The following is a 20,361-nucleotide window of genomic DNA, read 5'->3' on the forward strand; positions in this document are numbered from 1 at the left end:
GAATGAGAGAATAGTGGTTTTAATTTTTATAGAAGAAATTAAATCCTCTATTACTTTTTAATGTCAATAGCTGAAGTTTTATCGTTCCATTCAGGAGCTAAATTAGCAGTTTTACCGTACCAATCAGCGTGTTTAAATAAAACGCCTTTTCCATATCCTTGTGTTGAAGTGTGTTCCCAAAGTGTTGTTGAATAACTTGCAGAAGGCGACGCTGTACTTACAGAAGAAATTCTGTCATTCCAGCTAGATGGTAAGTTTTTAAAGCCACTGCTCCAGTAAATATATTGGCCACCTTTATCTTTATGTTCATAAAAATCAGTACTACCAGCACCACTACCTAAAGGATTAATATTATTTTTAATTGCTTTTTTATCCTTTGCAATATACGCATCCAATGTTTCGCGGCTAGTAAAACCATAAGCTAGCCAATCTCCATTTTCATTTTGCTTAGGTAATACCATAGTAATTTGGATATCTTTCTTATCCTGATCACTTAATTTTGCAAATGAATTAACATTTTGTTCATCCACTTTTAAATAATCAAATGACTTAATTGTGTTACTTTTTTCCTCAGCACTTACTGCACCTAGTCCTCCAGTTAATGCAAAACCCGCTACTAATGTCCCTGCTACTAATTTCTTCAACATATAACCATCCCTTTTTGTTTGAATTTTTGTACAGGTGAATCTTGTACAGCTAAAATGTATTCTAATTTTATACTTTTGTAAATATTCTGAAGTTTTAGAAATAATAGGCGGAATATTTACATTTTTACATTATTTCTTTAGAAAAAATGGTTATTGGAATGATATAATAAGTGGATGTATTGCTTTTACTGGATGTAAAGATATTTTAGGAGAGGTGTCATTGAAATATTTTACAAGAGAATGGTATAAAAAAATGCAAGTTTTAGAATTTGTAAGTTTTATAGAGTCTATAAAAGAATGGTCGGAAATGGATATACAAAGTTTAAAGGAAGAAATAGAGGAAAGGAAAATAGATTTATTAAAATTCCTTCCTGAATCGATATACTCAATTATACAAAACATAACAATTAATTCAGAATACCCATCAGGTGAACTGAAAAAACTTATGCAAGAGTGGACAACAGATTATGAGAAAAGAATGGCACAATTAGATCAATCATACGTAGAATATTTTAATTCCATTGAGAAAAAACTTCTGTCAAATGTCGCTCAGTTACACAAGACATCACTACACGATAGTGTAATTAAAGTAATAAAGAGAGAATCAGAAGATACTTTGTCTATCGTATTAGATTGCAGTGGTACTTTTAGTGAATTTGATAAACTTGAAGTAACCTTTATAGGAGTAACAAAGTGTTCTATGCAGGAAAACTTTGGCAGTGCTTGGTGGTTATATCATGAAATAGCTCTTACTGAAGATGGTTTTGAACTAGGTGTTTTATTTGACTGTCCATTTAGAGAAGTGTCGATTTGCGCAGCCGATGTATTACTTGTGAAGAAATAATGTTGTATGGAGTATTAGAAACGTTTGACATAATAAAAAAACAAAGGTATTGTAGATACATGAAGTCTACAATAGGAGCTGTACTATGAAATATTCTAAAGCTACAAATTATGCTCTTCATACAATGCTTTTTCTGGCAAAGGCTACACCAAATAAGTTAGTTAGTGTTCACCAATTAGCAGAAATGCAAAATGTGTCACCAACGTACTTGTCTAAAATACTAACTAAGTTGACGAAGGAAGGGATGATACATTCATCATCTGGTCCAAAGGGCGGTTACTCGCTTAGTAAGAATTGGGAAGATATTTCATTTTTAGATATTATACATGCAATTGAAGGCAAAACATCATTGTTTGACTGTTGTTTACATGACAAACCTGGATGTTTAATTAATGAGGCAATGCTCGCAGCAGAAGAGAAAATGGAAGAAGAGTTAAGAAATCAAAAAATCGTAGATCTTGCGAAAAAAATAAAAGTGGATTTTTAATCTGCTTTTATTTTTAAATTGATTAAGGATAAAAAGACTCTTTGATATCTTTAATTGTAGTTAGAAAATGATATGAAGAAGGAGAGAAGATGATGAATAAATTTTGGAATGATCGATATAAATCAGGTGAATATTTTTACGGGGAAGAACCTAATACATTTATTAAAGAACAAGCATTTCGTTTAGCAAATCACGATAAAGTAATAGCATTTGCGGAGGGAGAAGGTAGAAATGCTGTATTTCTAGCAAGACAAGGGAACGAAGTAACAGCTATTGATTATTCGGAAGATGGATTAGAAAAGACAAAAAAATTGGCAGAGAAGCATAACGTAAACGTGCATACAAAAAAAGTAGATTTATTAGCTGATAGTTTGCCAGAAAATGAATACGATGCGGCAATTATGGTATTTGGACATTTTCATGATGAATATAAAAAAATGATATTAGGTAAAATGATACAAACGATAAAGCCTGGTGGATTAATTATGTTTGAAGTTTACTCAAAAAAACAAATAAACTATAGTACTGGTGGACCAAAAGATGTTGATATGCTGTATGATCCAATTGATATCCTTACTTGGTGTGAAGAACATAAGGTAATTCATTTCTTTAATGGAGAACAAGAGCGAGTTGAAGGGAAAGGGCACACTGGTTTAGTTGATGTTATTCAAGTTGTTATTAGAAAATTAATATAAGTGTTAATGAAAGTTAAATGTATGAATGTAAAAAGACCAGTCGTATAAGACTGGTCTTTCTATTTAGATACTAAATTATCAAGTTTCCAATATGTATTTGTTAACGGCGCAGCTTTGCTATCTATGTATAAATACATATTATTTAAATCTTTTGGTGAAGTTTTCAGTTCAAACACAATGTCAGTAGTTAAAGAAAATTCGTGTGGAACATTTTTATAGTGCTCGTCATCTATCGGATGAGCTTCACCTTCATATTTCTCACCAGTTTTTTCATCTTGTATGAAATATTTTATTTCCGAAAGATCAATAGTTTGTCCATCGTCTCGAACATTATTAATCATAACACGAGTAGTAAGGCGCCGCTCTTTGTCTATTTTTTCAAACTTTGCATTCTCAACTGTCGCTCTATAGTATTCATTTTTAACTATTTCTCCATAGTGCATTGCATTCTTTTCGAGAGCGCTCTTTTCTTGTTTTGATGTAGTATTGCTATTACATCCTGTTAATATTCCAGTAAATAATAATGCTGTACATGTCGTTTTGATTAATGATTTCATAGTAATCCCTTTCTGTATTAAAAAGTAAAACATAGGAATAATTTTACATCAATAGGAAGGTAAATGGAAGTATTTTTGCGTAATATACAGATATACATTTATTTGGTTGTCAAGTTAACAGGATAGAAAGAGGGAGAAGACTGTATAAAACGGAATAAATAAGAATTGAAAATATTGTAAAACGGAAGAGGCATGCATATAATTAAAATAAAGTTTAAGTTTCTGAACCTTCAATAACGGTGGTGATAACATGTTTACTGAAGAACGTCGAGAGAAAATTTTAGAACTACTTAATACAGATGGAAGAGTAATAGCAAAGGATCTTGCGGAAAGATTTGATATGTCTATTGATTCTATAAGAAGAGATTTGTCTATTATGGAAAAGGATGGTTTATTAAAAAGAACGCACGGAGGTGCAATTGAACTTACGCGAGTGAGAAACTTAGCTGCGGAACCAACTAAACGTTATAGTGATAGCTCAATATATGAGGACACAATTGCAAGAGTTGCGGTATCTTATATACAAGAAGGTGATTCAATTTTTATTGGTGGGGCTTCCGTTCATAATGCGATGCTGAAATATTTACCGGAAGTATCATTTACGGTTATTACGAATTCTATAGAAATAGCTGGTTATCTACGAGAATATAAGAATATTGATACGTATTTAATTGGCGGAAAAGTAAAACCTTCAGGGAATATTACTGATACACTTGCCTCTGAATTGATAAGTAGATTTTCTATTGATCTGTATTTCTCTACAGGTGGAGGCATTTCATTACAAGGTATTAGTACCGCAACACCTGAAGTTGCTTATTTTAGTAAAAGAGTAAGTGAAATTGCTAGAAGAAATATTTGTTTAGTTCCGCATAATAAACTTGGAATAGATTGTTTTATAAGAGGAGAGTCTCTAAAAAAAATTGACATTATTATAACTGACGAAGAGGCTAGTAAAGAAACTGTTCAGGACTTTGAGAAACAAGGTAAACAAGTTGTAATAGCGCCATTATATTCATTTGAAAGGAGTTTGACATGATTGTAAAAGAGCAAGAGTTTCATATAAATGGATTAACTTATACAATTCGTTCTGCAGCTGAGAAAGATGCAGAGCAGTTATCGAAAATTAGAGTTCAGATTGATGGAGAAACTGAAAATATGGATAGAGATGCTGGAGAGGGATTTATAGATGATCTAGGATTTCAAAAAATAATAAAAACAGATAGTGAAGAGACTAAGAATCTCTTTTTAGTTGTAGAAGTGCACAATCGAATCGTTGGATTTTCAAGATGTGAAGGGTCAAATTTTAAGAGATTATCTCATAAAGTGGAGTTTGGTGTTTGTATTTTAAAAGAGTTTTGGGGATATAGAATGGGTAAGAGTCTATTGCAACAATCTATTAAATGGGCTGATGAAAATGCAGTAAATAAAATATCTTTACAAGTATTAGAGACAAACGAGAAAGCTATTCATCTGTATAAAAAATTAGGTTTTGAAGTAGAAGGCATTTTGAAAAATGACAAAAGACTATCGGATGGAAAGTATTATAATACGGTAGTGATGGGAAGGTTTACTGATACTTTTCATAAAAGAGGGGAAGAGGTATGTTTTACAGAAGGAAGTACTATGTAGTGAAAAATGAATTCATAGAAGTATTTAATGATCATTTCAATAACACGAACTTACCTAATCAGTTAAAGCATGGCTCTAGGCTAATAGGACGCTGGATGAAAGGTAATAAGAATGGTACGTCTGAAGTATTCGCCATATGGGAATATGATAGTTTTGAAAGGTATAAAGAAATTGAATCGAAAATTAGAAGTGACGAGATTCATGTAAAAAGAATACATGATTGGTATGAAAAACATGGCGGAAGAGAATATGTTTTACAGAAGTACATAGTAGAGATGAAAAATGAAGAGTTAGTATGTACTGTAAAATAATAGGAGCGAAGACTAATGCAGGTCAGAACGAAATTATATATTAGTTTATCAGCCGCTATTTTATTTGCAATAGCCGTGATTGTTTTCTTTATAAATGGTAATCCACAAAAGTGGTTTTGGTTATGTATTTTCTTTGCGTCCATTATACAAAATATGATGCTACTAAAAAAGAATAAAGACGCGCATTAATATATTCAAATTATTAACATATTTGTGTCATCTTTCTAGTTGTATTGAAAACGCTTTTATTCAGTTTTATAATAGAAGTATGTTTTATAAATCTCCAAAACAATTAAAAGGGAGATGATACAATGTTAGCTTCACCGTTTTACTTACATACATGGAAAAAGTTTATTGATGAAGGAGTCTTTGATTCGAACCGTATAAACGAAAGAATTTCAGAGTCATGGCATCGATGTAGACAAGCAAATGTGAATCCTTATATGAATAAAGGTCAGAAAATTTTGTCTTCTAATTTTTTTCAAGATCAAAAGAAAAAGAGTGAAATTTTTCTTGATATAGCATTACCTCAAATACAAAATATGAGAAAAACCATTGATGAACTACAAATGATGGCATTATTAATCGATCCAGATGGTTATGTTCTATCGTTAAGTGGAAATAAACAAACGTTAAAGCGAGCGAAACATATTAATTTTATTGAAGGTGTAAAATGGACAGAAGCAGCTGTTGGTACAAATGCAATTGGAACAGCGCTAGAAATTGAAGAAGCTATTATGATAAGTGGTACTGAACATTATTCCGTGGCATCTCATAGCTGGAGTTGTGCGGCTGCTCCTATCCATAATGATGACGGGAAATTAATTGGTGTTCTAGATTTCTCCTGTCCAATTGAATTTTCGCATCCATATATGCTCGGTATGGTAACTTCAATTGCACATGCAATAGAACGTGAATGTAGCATAAGAGTTCATCAAAATGAATTACACTTAATTCATCGTTTTTTGGATGTCATTGATAGTGACGAACAAGTAGTTATTTGTAATCATCGTGATGTTATCGTTTCTGCGAGTAAGAGTGTTCGTGAACGAATAAATAATTGGTCAAGAATGAAGCTTGAAGAGTTAATGCACCATGGATTGGAAACTAAATTAGAGATACCAGTATATAGTAATGAAAGAATGATTGGGAAATGTATGTATTTAAAGAAAAACAAACAAATAAATACATATTCTGCTTTCGCATTTATAAAAGGAATTACTTTTTCAGGAGTTACCGGGACAAGCAAAGCATTTCAACACACACTAGAAGAAATTAAGCTTGTTTCACCGACTGATGCTAGTGTGTATGTATGTGGTGAGACAGGAGTAGGAAAGGAATATGTTGCGAGAGCGATTCATGAAAATAGCCTAAGAAAAGATGGGCCCTTTATAGCTGTTAACTGCGGTTCTCTGCCTAAAGAATTAATGGAAAGTGAATTGTTCGGTTACGTTGAAGGTGCGTTTACAGGTGCGCGACGTCAAGGGTATAAAGGGAAATTTGAACAAGCGCATGGAGGAACATTATTTTTAGATGAAATTGGTGAAGTACCACCAGAGATGCAAGTAGCATTATTGCGTGTTTTACAAGAACGTACAATAACTCCAATAGGAAGTTCAAAAGAGGTACCAGTAAATATTCGTATTATTACTGCCACACATAAAGATTTACTACGGTTAGTAGAAGAAGGGAAATTCCGTCAAGATTTATATTATCGTTTGCACGTTTATCCGTTATATGTTCCATCGTTAATAGAAAGAAAAGAGGATATCTCATATTTTATACAACACTTTTGCGAACGGAAGAATTGGAATGTTGTATTTCCAAAGAGTATTTGCAATCAATTTTTACAACATACATGGCCCGGAAATATTCGAGAACTAGTAAATGTATTAGAACGCATTTACATCTTGTCGCAAGGACGGGAAATATGCGAAAAGCAAGTCGCTTTTTTGCTACAAACAATGATGGGAAATCAACAACAACTTGAGTTACAAGTTGAAAATAAAACAGAACATCCACTAAATTTTCGCGAAAAAATACAGCGTGATAGCATGATTGAAGTATTACAAAAGACAAACGGAAATGTTTCATTAGCTGCAAAACTATTAGATGTACCCCGTAGTACATTTTATAAGCGAATGCAAAAATATAAGTTATAAAGTAGATTTTTGTAATCTACTTTTTCTTTGTGGGCTCATGTTCTGTCGGAATCTGCGCTTACCGGGGAAATAATAGAATTGTTAGAAGGGAAATTTCCTAATGGAGGTTAGTATGTGAAGTATATTGAGATTGGAATCGGGAATAAGTGGTTCGTTCGAACGGAAACTGAAAATAAAGATGGGACTGAATTTGAAGAACGAGGAATTATAAAACCTATTTACTTAGAGTCTGTATACGTACGAATTTGGTTTCGAAAAACGTGTTTTATTTTTGATACGAAAGAGGGTTTTAAGAAAGATAAGAAGAGAAGGATTGAATATAAATTTATTGTTGGAATTGTGAGTAGGGTGACTGAAGAAAAAGTACGCTAATGAAAAGCATGTAAAGTAAAAGTGGTACTCAATCTATTGAGTACCACTTTCAGTAAATGATAGAAATTTGTTTGCAAGTTTTTCTTGCGACATGTTTTTATCCTTTCTATATAGAAGTTTGTATTAAGAATATTATGCAATAAATATCAGAAAATACAGTTATTAATAGATTAGGAGAGAATAGTATGTCAATGTCACTATATTATAAAAAAATCCGTGAGCAATTAGGGCATGAACTAATATTCATGCCGAGTGTAGCTGCTATTATAAAAAATAAACAGGGGGATATTTTATCCCGCATTAACGGGCAGTAAGACTCCCATCTCAAAATTCAGCGAAAGCAAAGAAGTTAGGTGGGGGATCAACTGCCCGTAAAAGCCCGATTGGTTCAACTAATAATCAGTGGGGATAATAAAACCCCCACTGATTAAAGTTTCACTTTATTTCAATATCCTGGTGGGGAATACTGGAGTTTGCCAGCTGGAGCAATTGAACTTGGGGAAACTCCAGAAGAAGCAGTAGTTAGGGAAGTTTGGGAAGAAACAGGATTGAAAGTACAAGTAAAAAAACAAAAAGGAGTATTTGGAGGAGAAAAGTACCGCCATACATATCCGAATGGTGATGAAGTAGAATATATTATTGTTGTGTTTGAGTGTGAAGTTAGCGGTGGCGAGTTGAAATCGATAGATGGTGAATCGTTAAAACTAAAATATTTCCCTTTATCTGAAAAGCCCCTTTTAGCATTGCCATACCTAGATAAAATATTTTTATAAATGTAAAATAGCACACCGTATTTATTGCAGGTGTGCTATTTATATAACCCCGTCGTATACATTTCCGTCAATGTATGTACTATCTCTTCTAACTCTAATTTTTTATCATTTTTCACAATCGCCCAAAGAAACATCTCATTCATTGCGAACCAAGCACGTGCTACAATTTCTTTATTTAATTCAGGCTGTGCTAATCCACTTTCTTGAGAGTATGTAATATCCTGCGTAATATTGTTTATGAAGCGTTCCCGTATCTCGTCCCATTTTTTACGTATCTCTTTTGATAATCCGATTGCTTCTTCTACAACTTGTAAAATAGCTCGTTCTTTCTTTGCTAGTTGGAGAAATGCTCTAACTTGATTTCGAATCATTTTATGAGCTTCTTCCTTCGTTTGAGGCAAAAAGGAGCGCTTGGCAATATTATGAAATTGATTCATAACATCTTCCATTAAACTAATTAGGAGATCGTCTTTGTTTTTGAAGTATACATATGCTGTTCCGTAACCGGTTTCTGCATGTTTAATAATTTGTGTAATTGTCGTTTTTTGAAATCCGTTACGTATAAAAATAGTGTAACCAGAGTGTAGTAGTTTCTTCTTCGTTTCTAAGGAGCGGTGTTTTCTTGATGAAAGAGTAGAGTTTTTCAAAGAATCACCTCTTTATACTGAAATGTCTGAAAATATAACTGTATTGTAAAAGAAGTTCATATATAAAGTCAACTGACATAATATCATTGACGTTATATCAATTAAGGTGCTATATTTCAATTAGTTAGAATAAAAAGAAAATTAAGAGAAGGTGACACCATGTATAAAGAACCATTTCAACCAACTTATGAGTATGCGCTTGAATGTGATAAACATGATGAACTGAAAGATTTTCAAACTGAATTCTATAAAAAAGAAGGTACTATATATTTAGATGGAAACTCATTAGGGCTACTTTCAAAAAGAGCAGAGAAATCATTACTTACGTTGCTAGATTCGTGGAAAGAATATGGAATTGACGGCTGGACTGAAGGTGAGCACCCGTGGTTCTTCCTTTCAGAGAAATTAGGTAAACTTACAGCCCCTCTTATTGGAGCTTTACCGGAGGAAACTATTGTAACCGGTTCTACGACTACAAATATACACCAAGTTATTGCGACGTTTTATGAACCGAAAGGAATACGTACAAAAATACTTGCGGATGAATTAACTTTCCCGTCAGATATTTATGCACTTCAAAGTCAAATACGTTTAAAAGGATTAGACCCAGATGAGCATCTAGTAAGAGTGAAAAGCCGAGATGGTAGAACACTTTCTGAAGAAGATATTATTCATGCGATGGAAGATGATATCGCTTTAATTTTATTACCTTCTGTTTTATATAGAAGTGGTCAAATTCTTGATATGAAACGTTTAACAACGGAAGCACATAAACGAGACATTCATATCGGATTTGATTTATGTCATTCAATAGGATCTATTCCGCATCATTTCAAAGATTGGGATGTTGATTTTGCTGTTTGGTGCAATTATAAATATTTAAATGCAGGACCGGGTGGTGTTGCAGGACTTTATGTAAATAATAAACATTTTAATAGACTGCCAGGATTGTCTGGATGGTTTAGTTCTAAAAAAGATAAGCAGTTTGATATGGAGCATACATTAACAGCCGCTGATCATGCAGGTGCTTATCAAATTGGTACACCTCACGTATTAAGTATAGCACCATTAATTGGTTCTCTTGAAATTTTCAAAGATGCTGGTATTGAACGTTTACGTGAGAAATCTTTACATATTACGAGATACATGCTGAATTTAATTGATCATGAATTAAAAGATTTCGGATTTACAATTGGAAATCCGTTAGAGGATGAAAGTCGAGGCGGGCACATTTATTTAGAGCATGCAGAAGCAGCACGTATATGTAAAGCGCTAAAGGCAAATGGAGTAATTCCAGATTTTAGAGCGCCAAATGGAGTGAGACTTGCGCCGGTCGCTTTATATAACACATACGAAGAAGTGTGGAAATCTGTACAAATATTAAAGGGAATTATGAAAGAAGAAAAGTATAAGCAGTTTGAAAATAAGCGAGAGGTTGTGGCATAAGTATGAAAACATCAGAGTGGATTGATATTTCACAACCGCTAAATAATAATATTGCAACGTGGCCAGGAGACACACCGTTCTCGTATGAAGTTTCATGGTCAAAAGAAGAAAGCGGCTCGGTAAATGTCGGAAAGTTAACGATGAGTATTCATACAGGCACTCATATTGATGCACCATTTCATTTTGATAATGATGGAAAGAAAGTATTGGATTTAGATGTTCAAGTTTATGTTGGCCCAGCACGGATTATTGACGTTTCTAATCTTGAAAGCATCGGGAAAAAGGAATTAGAAAACTTTCATTTAGAAGGTGTAGAACGATTATTATTACGTACATCTTCACATGGAAAAACTGAAGAATTTCCAGATGTGATCCCTCATTTACGTGCAGACATAGCACCTTTTCTATCAGAGAAAGGTATTCGTTTAATCGGAGTAGATGTACCATCAGTTGATCCGTTAGATGATAAAGAATTAGCAGCGCATCATCAATTATTTAAACATGGAATTCATATTTTAGAAAATGTCGTATTAGATCATGTAGCAGACGGTGATTATGAACTTATTGCATTACCACTTGCATTAACTGATGCAGATGGAAGTCCAGTTCGAGCCGTTATTAGACCAATATAAGTAGAATTATATAAAAGGGGCGTTTGGCTAATATGAAAAAAAATGAAAAAGTAATTATGGAAAAAGGGATTCATACGGATTTTAAAGAGAATATGACGTATGGGGAGTATTTACAATTAGATAGTTTACTATCTTCTCAAAAAAGATTATCGGACCATCATGATGAAATGTTATTTATCGTTATCCACCAAGCAAGTGAGCTTTGGATGAAGCTCATTTTACATGAGCTAAATGCGGCGATTGAATCTATTAAACAAGATAAATTACAACCAGCTTTTAAAATGTTAGCACGTGTATCGAAAATTCAGTCTCAAATTATTCAATCTTGGGATATTCTTGCGACATTAACACCATCAGAATATATTGAGTTTCGTGATTCACTCGGTCAAGCTTCAGGTTTTCAATCGTATCAATATCGTATGATTGAGTATGCACTTGGCTATAAAACGCCGCACGCATTAAAAATTTATGAAAAGGATCCAGAATTACATGCACGACTTCATAAAGCGCTACATGCACCAAGTCTATATGATGTCGCGATTCAAGCATTAGTAAAAGAAGGATTCCCTATTCATAAAGATGTGTTAAACCGTGATATTACGCAGCCTTATGAAGAAGATGCAACAGTAGAAGCGGCGTGGTTAGAAGTGTATGTGGATGTGAAAAAATATTGGAATTTATATCAGCTTGCTGAAAAATTGATTGATATTGAAGACTGGCTACAACAATGGCGTTTCCGTCATATGAAAACAGTAGAAAGAATTATTGGACATAAAATGGGAACAGGTGGATCCTCCGGTGTTTCTTATTTAAAACGAGTACTTGATCAAAGATTCTTCCCAGAGCTTTGGAATGTTCGTACGAAATTATAAAAATAAACCTGTCAGTTCATTATGGCTGACAGGTTTATTTTTATTTGAGCACAATTATGTTTAAAATGAAGTAACAAGATATAATAAATGGAGTAACTATTTAAATGGAGGTAAAGTTTTTGGATTTCAAGCAACTAGAAAATAAATTCGAAAAGAAAAAAGTGAATACATTTCTTGTTTATCAAAAAGGGGAATTAACAACTGAGTATTATAAAACACCTGAATGTGCAAATAACTTATATAAAATAAATTCGATTACAAAAAGTATCGTATCTTTATTAATTGGTATTGCAATTGATAAGGGCTATATAAATGATATACATACACCGATTACAGAGTGGATTGAAAATGTACCTGGGGAAAAACATGATTTGACGCTTTATCACTTATTAACAATGACTACTGGTGAGGATTGGAAAGAGTTTGGGAATGGAGTAGTATTCCCAAATGACTTTGTAGAATCAGAGAACTGGGTACAGTACATATTAGAAAAGCCAATAATTGAAAAACCTGCTACAAAAATGAATTATAATTCAGGTTCTTCTCATTTACTGAGCTATATTATTCAAGAAGCTACTGGAATGTCGACAGAGCGGTTTGCAAAGAAATATTTATTTGATCCATTAGAAATTAACGAATACGAATGGCAACAAGATCCGCAGGGTATATATGTTGGCGGCTTCGGTATGAAAATGAAATCTACAGATTTATTAAAATTAGGAAAATTATGTTTACAAAATGGATATTGGAATGGGAAAGAATTTGTATCAGCACAATGGTTAGAAGAGTCAAGCAGGGCGCAATTTGAAACATATGAACATGTCGGCGCATATGGATATCACTGGTGGGTATTACATAACGAAAGATTTCACATACCGTATTGTATATATTTCGCTATGGGATATGGCGGACAATACATCGTTATCATTCCTCAGTTAGAAGTAGTAGCTATTATAAGTAGTCATATGCCAAAGCGTGGGCTCGTTCCATTAAAATTATTTATTGAGCATGTACAGGGAAATTCTAATTATTTATAAGAAAAGGAGGGAATGTATGAGGGGTGAAAAAACTTTATCTTTATTTAGATTATGTTTAAGTCTTCTAGCATGTAGCGCCATTATTACGCAATTCATAATCAGGGCACAAGTGAAACCGTTCAATCCAGTTAACTTTTTTAGTTTCTTTACGATCGAAAGTAACATTTTAGTTGCATGTATTCTCCTTTTAAGCAGTATCGGAACAGCTACATTTGGTCGATCAGAGCAGTTTGGTATACTTCGTGGTGCGGCAACGGTATATATACTTACGACAGGACTAATTTATTTTTTACTATTAAGAGGATTAGAAGAATCACTTCAAACTGCAATACCATGGGTAAATACGGTGCTGCATTATATCATGCCAATTACCATGCTTTTAGATTGGGTTTTAAATCCACCAAATAAGAAAATCACCTGGAAAAAAGCTGCAAGTTGGCTCTTATTCCCGTTTTTTTACGTTGTATATAGCTTATTACGTGGTCCAATCGTAAATTGGTATCCATATCCTTTTTTAGATCCGAGAATAGGAGGATATGGTAGAGTCCTTTTATATAGTATAGGGATAGCTGTTGTAATTGGCGCTATTTGTATATTGGTAAGATTTTTAGGGAATCGAAATTTTAGGAAAGAATTTTAGAAATGTAAGAACCCCCACTGTTTCTGTTTTTAACAGTGGGGGTTCACTTTATCTACTCGTCTTCTGAAACGACAACTTTATAAATTTCTCCGTCTTCGTTTCAAATTCTACATCAACAAAAACACCATATTCTTTTCCATCTTCACGTAACCACAATTTAAATTTTTCAACAGTTATTTGAACTGTTTTGGGTTTTCTACCTATATGTAGATAATCAATAATTTCTGCTTTTGGGTATTGTTCTTTCGTCTTTTCTACGGCAAGTTTACCCCATTTGGCATACGGCGGCTGCGCATGAACAATTGATGAGCCTGTATATATATTTGAACATGTTGTTAGGAACAGAATGACGAGTGCGACACGTTTTAACGATTTCTTCATGATGAACTCCTTTTATCCTTTTTTTATATTGTTTACATATTTTTTCAACGATATTAGTTTGGATTTTTTTGTCTTCTTTACATAAAAGCGAGGCTTTTACAAAACATAACCAAGAAATCATTTCTGTAATTAAGGAGGGAAAAGTATGCGCCAAAAAGCTATTTTTAAAATAGCAGTTTTACTTGCGTTCATAGGACTGTCTTTAATGGTCAGTAGTATACAACTAAAGAATGTAGAAGCTTTTTCTAATCAAGTCATTCAAAGAGGAGCATCTGGCGAAGATGTCATTGAACTGCAATCTCGTTTGAAATATAACGGATTTTATACGGGAAAAGTGGATGGTGTTTTCGGATGGGGTACATATTGGGCACTTCGGAATTTTCAAGAGAAATTCGGATTACCCGTTGATGGTTTAGCTGGAGCTAAAACGAAGCAAATGCTCGTGAAGGCAACGAAGTATGACAAGTCCACTGCCAATAAAGGAAATAGTGGTAGTACTGCACAAAAAAATAAACCATCTCAAAATAAAGGGACAAATGTTCCGAATGGTTATTCGCAAAATGACATTCAACTTATGGCAAACGCAGTATACGGGGAATCACGTGGTGAACCGTATTTAGGACAAGTTGCAGTAGCTGCTGTTATTTTAAATCGTGTTACAAGTGCATCATTTCCAAATACCGTTTCAGGAGTAATATTTGAGCCAAGAGCCTTTACGGCAGTTGCGGATGGGCAAATATATTTAACGCCAAATGAAACAGCGAAAAAAGCTGTATTAGATGCGATTAATGGATGGGATCCAACAGGAAATGCTTTATATTATTTCAATCCAGATACTGCGACTAGTAAATGGATTTGGACTCGTCCACAAATTAAAAAAATCGGTAAACATATTTTCTGTAAATAGAGCGGAGGTGGGACAATGTTACGAGGTATTATCATTGTATTATTAACAGTCGGTGTAGTAGGAACAGGATACTGGGGCTATAAAGAGCACCAAGAGAAAAATGCGGTTTTAATTAGAGCGGAAAATAGCTATCAACGTGCATTCCATGATTTAGCATACGAAGTCGATTTATTACACGATAAAATTGGCACAACACTTGCGATGAATTCACGATCATCTTTATCACCTGCATTAGCGGATGTATGGCGTTTAACATCTGAAGCTCGCTCAGATGTAGGGCAACTTCCTTTAACATTAATGCCATTTAATAAAACGGAAGAATTTTTAGCGAATATCGGTGATTTTAGTTACCGTGCAGCCATTCGTGATTTAGAAAAAGAGCCTTTAAATGAGCAAGAATATAAAACGTTGCAAACTTTATATTCAAATGCAGGAAATATACAAGATGAACTAAGAAAAGTACAACATCTTGTTTTGAAAAATAATTTACGCTGGATGGATGTAGAAATGGCACTTGCATCAAATCGCGATCCAGCAGATAACACAATTATTGATGGATTGAAAACTGTAGAGAAAAACGTAACATCATATTCTTCTACAAACTTCGGACCGACCTTTACAAGTGCGCAAAAAAATAAAAAAGGCGGATTTGAAGCGCAAGGAAAGGCAATTTCTAAAGATGAAGCGGCGAAAATTGCAAAATCGTTTTTGAATTTAAAAGGAAATGAAAAAGTAGATGTTGAGAAAAGCGGAAAAGGTGCGAAAGAATCCTTCTATAGTGTGAAAATTAAAGATGAAGCAACGAACAATGAGTTCTATATGGATATTACGGGAAAAGGAGGATATCCAATTTGGGTTATGAATAACCGCGAAATTAAAGAACAGAAAGTTAGTTTAAACGATGCAGGTAGTAAAGGTTTGAAATTTTTAAAGGACCATAAGTTTAATAATATGGAGCTTTATGATAGCTCTCAATATGATAATGTTGGTGTGTTTACGTATGTAGTAAATGAAAATGGAGTACGAATTTATCCAGAAGCAATCCAAATGAAAATTGCTTTAGATGACGGTTCTATCGTAGGGTTCTCCGCAAAAGAATATTTAGCGTCGCATCAAAAACGAACAGTTCCATCGGCAAAGTTAACTGTAGCAGAAGCAAGAAAGAAAATCAATCCGGATGTGAAAGTAATGGAAGAACGTAAAGCTGTAGTAGTCAATGATTTGCATAATGAAGTACTTTGCTATGAATTTGTAGGTACTTTAGGAAAAGATACGTACCAAATATTCATTAATGCTAATAGTGGGGCCGAAGAAAAGGTAAAGAAAATGCAAGCTGTTGAAAAAATTTATGATTAAACCTTAATAGTGAAGTGGTGAAAATAATGAAAACTCTAATATATATATTGATGCTTTGCTTCGTTATAACTGGATGCAGTATTGGAAAAAAAGACAATCCAAACGAAAAGCCGGAACAAAAAAATGTCTCAATGAAAAATGTTAATTATACGAATAAATCAAATAAGCCAAATGAAAAAGCAGCAGATCATTTAGCATCTTTAGCTGCAAGTGTGCCAGGTGTGAATGATGCGACAGCCGTAGTAGTCGGCAAATATGCAATTGTAGGTATAGACGTAAAAGCAAAACTTGATCGAACTCGAGTTGAATCAATTAAATACTCTGTTGCAGAAAGTTTAAAAAATGATCCTGACGGTGCTAATGCAGTCGTTGTAGCAGATGTTGATACGTATGAACGCCTCAAACAAATTGGAAAGCAAATTAAAAAAGGAAAAACAGGTGAAGGTATACTAGATGAATTAGCGGCTATTGTGGGCCGAGTAATGCCACAAGTTCCAAATGATATGATTGAAAATAGAGAAACGAATCCAATTAAAGATAATGATAAACAATTACCAAAAGATGAAAAACAAGAGCTAAGAAAAGAACAGGATGATCAATCAAATAATCATTTGAATAAATGAAATTAGCCTCGTACTTAATTGTACGAGGTTTTTGAATATAATATTAAATATTCAGTTTATTTTTAAGGAAATATATGGTTTAATTATGATGGGAGGGACAACTGTTATGATGAAAAAAAGCGCATGTATATTGTTTAGTTTTTGCTTAGGTTTCAGTATGACAGCGTGTGAACAAAGAAAAGAAGTGAAAAATCAAACAGCAACTTCTTCTACTGTGATGGAAAGGCAACAGAAAGCGTCTATCAATATAAACCATTTCTCGAACATAAATGAAGGAATGACTTATACAGAAGTAAAAGATTTAATTGGTTGTGAAGGGGATTTACTTATAGAAGAAGGGGTAGAGCATTCTACACAAATTAAACAAATTTTTGCTTGGAAAGGAAACGATCCAAATTCATTTGTTGAAATTACCTTTTTAGATGGAAGAGTGCATTCAAAAGTACAGCAAGGTATAAGTTAATAAGCAAAAAATGGGAGAGTTTAGCATGAACATACACACAGGGGAAATTCAATTAGTTCCGTATAAGGAGAAATATAAAGAAGTTATACAAACATTTACTTTACCAAGTGAACAAGTTCAGTTTACATCAGATCCAAGCGCATTACTGGAGAAAGCAAAAAGTGATCGTACAAAAAATGTGATTGTTATTTTAGATTACAATGGGGTACCGGTTGGTCTTTTCGCATTGCAAACGGGAGATAGAGTAAAGGAGTTCACGGATAATGAGGATGCTTTACTTTTAACATCATTTTCTATTAATCACAATAGACAAAGAAAGGGATACGCTAAAAAGTCATTGTTATTATTAGAAGAGTTTGTAAAACGTTATTTTCCAATAAAAAATGAAGTTGTACTTGCTGTGAATGAAAGAAATATTCCTGCACAAAATTTATATGCAAAAGTCGGCTTCCAAGATAAAGGTTTTAGAAGAATGGGACCAATTGGCCAACAAATAATAATGCATTTACCTATAATGAAATAATGAGATAGAAAACTTACTCTTGAATATTCATGTAGTAGGTTTTTTTATTTTAACAATATATAATATATGTATATAAAATGAAACAGAAATGAAGGATATAAAAAATGAATCAAGATAGACAATGGAATATTGTTGGGGGAAGAGTGATTAAAACTGGGATTGCAGTTTTTCTTACAGTGTTAGTTTGTAAATTTTTTAACATCCCAACTATTTTTGCTGTAATAACAGCAATTGTTACAATTGAACCAACTGCAACAGACTCAATAAAAAAAGGGTTTATTCGCTTTCCGGCCTCAACAATTGGATCGGCATATGCCATGACTTTCACATTTTTCCTAGGCCATCAAGCAATTTCTTATGCATTAGCTGCGATGTTTACGATTGTTACATGTCAAAAACTAAGGTTACATGCGGGAACATTAGTCGCGACTTTAACTGCTGTAGCTATGATTCCAATTACGGCAGATCATTATTTTACTGCATTTTTAATTCGTTTAGCTACTACATCTACTGGTATTATAGTATCTACTTTAGTGAATTTTTTCATTTTCCCACCACACTACACGAAAACGATTTTTGGATGTACAGAGGATCTATTTGCTAAAACAGCAAATATTATGGAAGAATGGATTACTGCATTACTTGCAGGAAAAGGTATGAAAAAGGAGACAGCTCAGGATCTATCTAAATTGACTTTATTATTGCATAAGGCGATACAATTTGTTCAATATGAGCAGAAAGATTGGAAGTATCATCACCATACAAAGAAGGAAATGAAAAGCTTTTTACTTGTACAAAAGCAATTGCATTTATTACAGCAAATCATTTACCATATAGATAATTTAGCTCGAGTGTCAATTGAGACCTGTGACTGGTCACAAAGTGAAAGGGAAATATTACAACAAACAACTTATTCTATAATTGCTATATTGAGAAACCGTTGTAATGAAATTGATGAGGAACATTTTAAACTTATTGCTGAATTAGACAAGCAATTTTGGAGTTATAAAAATGATTTAAAAGATTATAAACCAGATCATTATCATCACCATTTTTCAAGTGAATCTATTATTTTATTTGAGGTATTATCTATTCATGATATGTTAGAAGAATTAAAACAAATATCCGAGAAATATGAGTGGGAAAATCAATTCAGTTGATAAATTCATTTTATTGTGGGGGAATAATATGACAATTTATGTTGCACTACTAAGAGGAATCAATGTCGGTGGACATAAAGTAATCAAAATGGCTGATTTAAAACGATTGTTTGAATCAATAGAATTAAAACATGTGAAAACATATATACAAAGTGGTAATATCGTGTTCGAATCTGAGGAAGGTATAAACTTTCTAAAGGACCGAATACAATCTGAAATGAAAAATGAATTTGATTTCGATGTTCCAGTCATGCTAAGAACACATGATGAATTTATAAATATTATTAAACAATGTCCGTATGAAGTTCATTCATTGTTAGAAGGGGAAAGTGTTCATGTTGCTTTTTTAGCTAATGTACTTTCTGAAGAAGAGAGTAGTCAATTGCTTACATTTAAAAGTGAACTTGAAGATTGCTATATAGATGAGAAGGTTGCTTATTTGTTTTTCAAAAATAGCATTCGAAATTCTAAATTAATGAACCAGTTTCAGAAGTTACATACACCAGCTACAGTTAGGAATTGGCGGACTGTGAATAAATTAAAAGCAATTGTAGAGAGTATGTAAATATAAAAAGATGAGGTTTTCTACATGTAGAAAACCTCATCTTTTTACTTATATTGTTTTGCAACTATGAGTTCGACAATAGGATAAATAAAGAATGAAGAGCAAATTGCGATGAACAGAGGGAGGTTTTTAACGCCATCTAAATTAGCCCCCATAGAAAATCCTTCGGAGAAGATTAATAAAAGGAACATTATAACTACAAGCACAAAATACGCAATTTTAAAGCTTTTATATGTAATTTGTTGGCCCATTTCATCTTGACTTTCTTCTGATACACCGTGGGGATCTCCCCAAGTAATGTGATTAATTAAATTACTAAGTATTAACGAAATAGCAAAAATCGTACCACCCAAAATAGAACCTTCAGTGATGTATTTATATGTGCCATGTACTATTATTGCAATTAATGCTAAAACAATGATGATAAAAATAGTTTTTTTAGTATTCAATAAATAATTGCCCCCTCGATTGTAAAAAACTCTTTACAAATATAAGTATAAAATTGGAAAAGTATCATGTCAAATACTTTTTACATAAAATATATAAGTATGCAATATTTTGGTTTTATGATAAATAAAAAATTACAATACATTTGAATGTAAAAGAATGGGCTCGCATATATTTGGAAGGGA

The 20,361-nt window shown here is 33.1% G+C and carries 27 protein-coding genes and 1 pseudogene; 23 read left to right on the plus strand and 5 right to left on the minus strand.

The genetic code is table 11. From position 1 onward, the window contains the following. Positions 1-50: 50 nt before the first annotated feature. Entirely contained in the window at positions 51-647 is a 597-nt protein-coding gene (locus ACYFX0_RS25995; protein WP_000914437.1) for a hypothetical protein, read from the minus strand. A gap of 220 nt (positions 648-867) precedes the next feature. Between ACYFX0_RS25995 and ACYFX0_RS26000 the strand changes: the two genes are divergently transcribed. The 3 genes from ACYFX0_RS26000 (at position 868) to ACYFX0_RS26010 (ending at position 2,673) form a co-directional block, all read left to right on the plus strand. Further along, positions 868-1,491 (plus strand): DUF4085 domain-containing protein, encoded by a 624-nt coding sequence (locus tag ACYFX0_RS26000; RefSeq protein WP_142398830.1) that lies wholly within the window; start codon positions 868-870, stop codon positions 1,489-1,491. A gap of 85 nt (positions 1,492-1,576) precedes the next feature. Further along, a complete protein-coding gene (locus ACYFX0_RS26005; protein WP_000877649.1) occupies positions 1,577-1,978 on the plus strand; it encodes an Rrf2 family transcriptional regulator in 402 nt (133 codons plus the stop codon). 89 nt (positions 1,979-2,067) lie between these two features. Then, positions 2,068-2,673: a class I SAM-dependent methyltransferase gene (locus ACYFX0_RS26010; RefSeq protein WP_460272012.1), complete on the plus strand. Its 606-nt coding sequence runs from the start codon at positions 2,068-2,070 to the stop codon at positions 2,671-2,673. A gap of 59 nt (positions 2,674-2,732) precedes the next feature. Here ACYFX0_RS26010 and ACYFX0_RS26015 read toward each other — a convergent pair whose 3' ends face one another. Then, positions 2,733-3,230: a hypothetical protein gene (locus ACYFX0_RS26015; protein WP_000838465.1), complete on the minus strand. Its 498-nt coding sequence runs from the start codon at positions 3,228-3,230 to the stop codon at positions 2,733-2,735. Positions 3,231-3,480: 250 nt separating this feature from the next. Here ACYFX0_RS26015 and ACYFX0_RS26020 point away from each other — a divergent pair, with 250 nt between their 5' ends. The 8 genes and pseudogenes from ACYFX0_RS26020 to ACYFX0_RS26055 form a co-directional block, all read left to right on the plus strand. Continuing rightward, positions 3,481-4,266, plus strand: a complete 786-nt coding sequence (locus ACYFX0_RS26020) for a DeoR/GlpR family DNA-binding transcription regulator (protein WP_000493642.1) — start codon at positions 3,481-3,483, stop codon at positions 4,264-4,266. Further along, a complete protein-coding gene (locus ACYFX0_RS26025) occupies positions 4,263-4,859 on the plus strand; it encodes a GNAT family N-acetyltransferase (protein WP_000635676.1) in 597 nt (198 codons plus the stop codon). Before ACYFX0_RS26020 ends, ACYFX0_RS26025 begins: the two co-directional genes overlap by 4 nt. Then, a complete protein-coding gene (locus ACYFX0_RS26030; RefSeq protein WP_000499995.1) occupies positions 4,832-5,170 on the plus strand; it encodes an NIPSNAP family protein in 339 nt (112 codons plus the stop codon). The genes ACYFX0_RS26025 and ACYFX0_RS26030 overlap by 28 nt, the downstream gene beginning before the upstream one ends. A 15-nt stretch (positions 5,171-5,185) precedes the next feature. Next, positions 5,186-5,359, plus strand: a complete 174-nt coding sequence (locus ACYFX0_RS26035) for a hypothetical protein (RefSeq protein ID WP_187299008.1) — start codon at positions 5,186-5,188, stop codon at positions 5,357-5,359. A 122-nt stretch (positions 5,360-5,481) separates the two neighbouring features. Next, a complete protein-coding gene (locus ACYFX0_RS26040; RefSeq protein ID WP_460272013.1) occupies positions 5,482-7,332 on the plus strand; it encodes a sigma-54-dependent Fis family transcriptional regulator in 1,851 nt (616 codons plus the stop codon). 114 nt (positions 7,333-7,446) lie between these two features. Continuing rightward, entirely contained in the window at positions 7,447-7,704 is a 258-nt protein-coding gene (locus tag ACYFX0_RS26045; RefSeq protein ID WP_000873836.1) for a DUF3977 family protein, read from the plus strand. A 185-nt stretch (positions 7,705-7,889) separates the two neighbouring features. After that, positions 7,890-8,018, plus strand: coding sequence for an NUDIX hydrolase (locus ACYFX0_RS26050; RefSeq protein WP_000062924.1), 129 nt, complete (start codon positions 7,890-7,892; stop codon positions 8,016-8,018). Between the two features lie 126 nt (positions 8,019-8,144). Further along, positions 8,145-8,477, plus strand: a pseudogene (locus tag ACYFX0_RS26055) (NUDIX domain-containing protein); the annotation flags it as partial. A gap of 35 nt (positions 8,478-8,512) precedes the next feature. Here ACYFX0_RS26055 and ACYFX0_RS26060 read toward each other — a convergent pair. After that, entirely contained in the window at positions 8,513-9,124 is a 612-nt protein-coding gene (locus tag ACYFX0_RS26060) for a TetR/AcrR family transcriptional regulator (RefSeq protein WP_000798548.1), read from the minus strand. A 159-nt stretch (positions 9,125-9,283) separates the two neighbouring features. Here ACYFX0_RS26060 and kynU point away from each other — a divergent pair, with 159 nt between their 5' ends. The 5 genes from kynU to ACYFX0_RS26085 all read left to right on the plus strand — a co-directional run bounded on the left by kynU (position 9,284) and on the right by ACYFX0_RS26085 (position 13,751). Then, positions 9,284-10,570, plus strand: coding sequence for a kynureninase (kynU, locus tag ACYFX0_RS26065; protein ID WP_000276296.1), 1,287 nt, complete (start codon positions 9,284-9,286; stop codon positions 10,568-10,570). A gap of 2 nt (positions 10,571-10,572) precedes the next feature. Further along, positions 10,573-11,202 carry an arylformamidase gene (kynB, locus tag ACYFX0_RS26070; protein ID WP_086390569.1) on the plus strand — a complete coding sequence of 210 codons (630 nt, stop codon included), beginning with the start codon at positions 10,573-10,575 and terminating at the stop codon, positions 11,200-11,202. 32 nt (positions 11,203-11,234) lie between these two features. Further along, positions 11,235-12,074: a tryptophan 2,3-dioxygenase gene (gene kynA, locus ACYFX0_RS26075; protein ID WP_097981609.1), complete on the plus strand. Its 840-nt coding sequence runs from the start codon at positions 11,235-11,237 to the stop codon at positions 12,072-12,074. A 119-nt stretch (positions 12,075-12,193) separates the two neighbouring features. Continuing rightward, entirely contained in the window at positions 12,194-13,111 is a 918-nt protein-coding gene (locus ACYFX0_RS26080) for a serine hydrolase domain-containing protein (RefSeq protein WP_199670227.1), read from the plus strand. Positions 13,112-13,127: 16 nt separating this feature from the next. Continuing rightward, positions 13,128-13,751 carry a Pr6Pr family membrane protein gene (locus ACYFX0_RS26085; protein ID WP_001213867.1) on the plus strand — a complete coding sequence of 208 codons (624 nt, stop codon included), beginning with the start codon at positions 13,128-13,130 and terminating at the stop codon, positions 13,749-13,751. Between the two features lie 48 nt (positions 13,752-13,799). Here ACYFX0_RS26085 and ACYFX0_RS26090 read toward each other — a convergent pair whose 3' ends face one another. Beyond that, a complete protein-coding gene (locus ACYFX0_RS26090; protein WP_000749154.1) occupies positions 13,800-14,132 on the minus strand; it encodes a DUF3889 domain-containing protein in 333 nt (110 codons plus the stop codon). Positions 14,133-14,277: 145 nt separating this feature from the next. Here ACYFX0_RS26090 and sleB point away from each other — a divergent pair, with 145 nt between their 5' ends. From sleB to ACYFX0_RS26125, 7 genes are all read left to right on the plus strand, one after another. Continuing rightward, complete coding sequence (gene sleB, locus ACYFX0_RS26095) at positions 14,278-15,039, plus strand: spore cortex-lytic enzyme (RefSeq protein ID WP_001249046.1); 762 nt, start codon at positions 14,278-14,280, stop codon at positions 15,037-15,039. Between the two features lie 15 nt (positions 15,040-15,054). Further along, entirely contained in the window at positions 15,055-16,395 is a 1,341-nt protein-coding gene (gene ypeB / locus ACYFX0_RS26100) for a germination protein YpeB (RefSeq protein WP_000943737.1), read from the plus strand. A gap of 26 nt (positions 16,396-16,421) precedes the next feature. Next, positions 16,422-17,018: a YhcN/YlaJ family sporulation lipoprotein gene (locus ACYFX0_RS26105; protein WP_000854056.1), complete on the plus strand. Its 597-nt coding sequence runs from the start codon at positions 16,422-16,424 to the stop codon at positions 17,016-17,018. A gap of 106 nt (positions 17,019-17,124) precedes the next feature. Continuing rightward, positions 17,125-17,481 (plus strand): hypothetical protein, encoded by a 357-nt coding sequence (locus ACYFX0_RS26110; RefSeq protein ID WP_000976437.1) that lies wholly within the window; start codon positions 17,125-17,127, stop codon positions 17,479-17,481. 10 nt (positions 17,482-17,491) lie between these two features. Further along, a complete protein-coding gene (locus ACYFX0_RS26115; protein ID WP_003278429.1) occupies positions 17,492-18,004 on the plus strand; it encodes a GNAT family N-acetyltransferase in 513 nt (170 codons plus the stop codon). Between the two features lie 104 nt (positions 18,005-18,108). After that, the gene (locus ACYFX0_RS26120) at positions 18,109-19,164 is read left to right on the plus strand and encodes an aromatic acid exporter family protein (RefSeq protein ID WP_001070854.1); all 1,056 of its coding nucleotides are present in this window, start codon (positions 18,109-18,111) and stop codon (positions 19,162-19,164) included. Positions 19,165-19,192: 28 nt separating this feature from the next. After that, a complete protein-coding gene (locus tag ACYFX0_RS26125; RefSeq protein ID WP_000158574.1) occupies positions 19,193-19,729 on the plus strand; it encodes a DUF1697 domain-containing protein in 537 nt (178 codons plus the stop codon). Between the two features lie 44 nt (positions 19,730-19,773). Here ACYFX0_RS26125 and ACYFX0_RS26130 read toward each other — a convergent pair whose 3' ends face one another. After that, positions 19,774-20,178, minus strand: a complete 405-nt coding sequence (locus ACYFX0_RS26130; protein WP_001093135.1) for a hypothetical protein — start codon at positions 20,176-20,178, stop codon at positions 19,774-19,776. Positions 20,179-20,361 lie beyond the last annotated feature (183 nt).

The organism is Bacillus sp. NEAU-Y102, assembly GCF_054788175.1.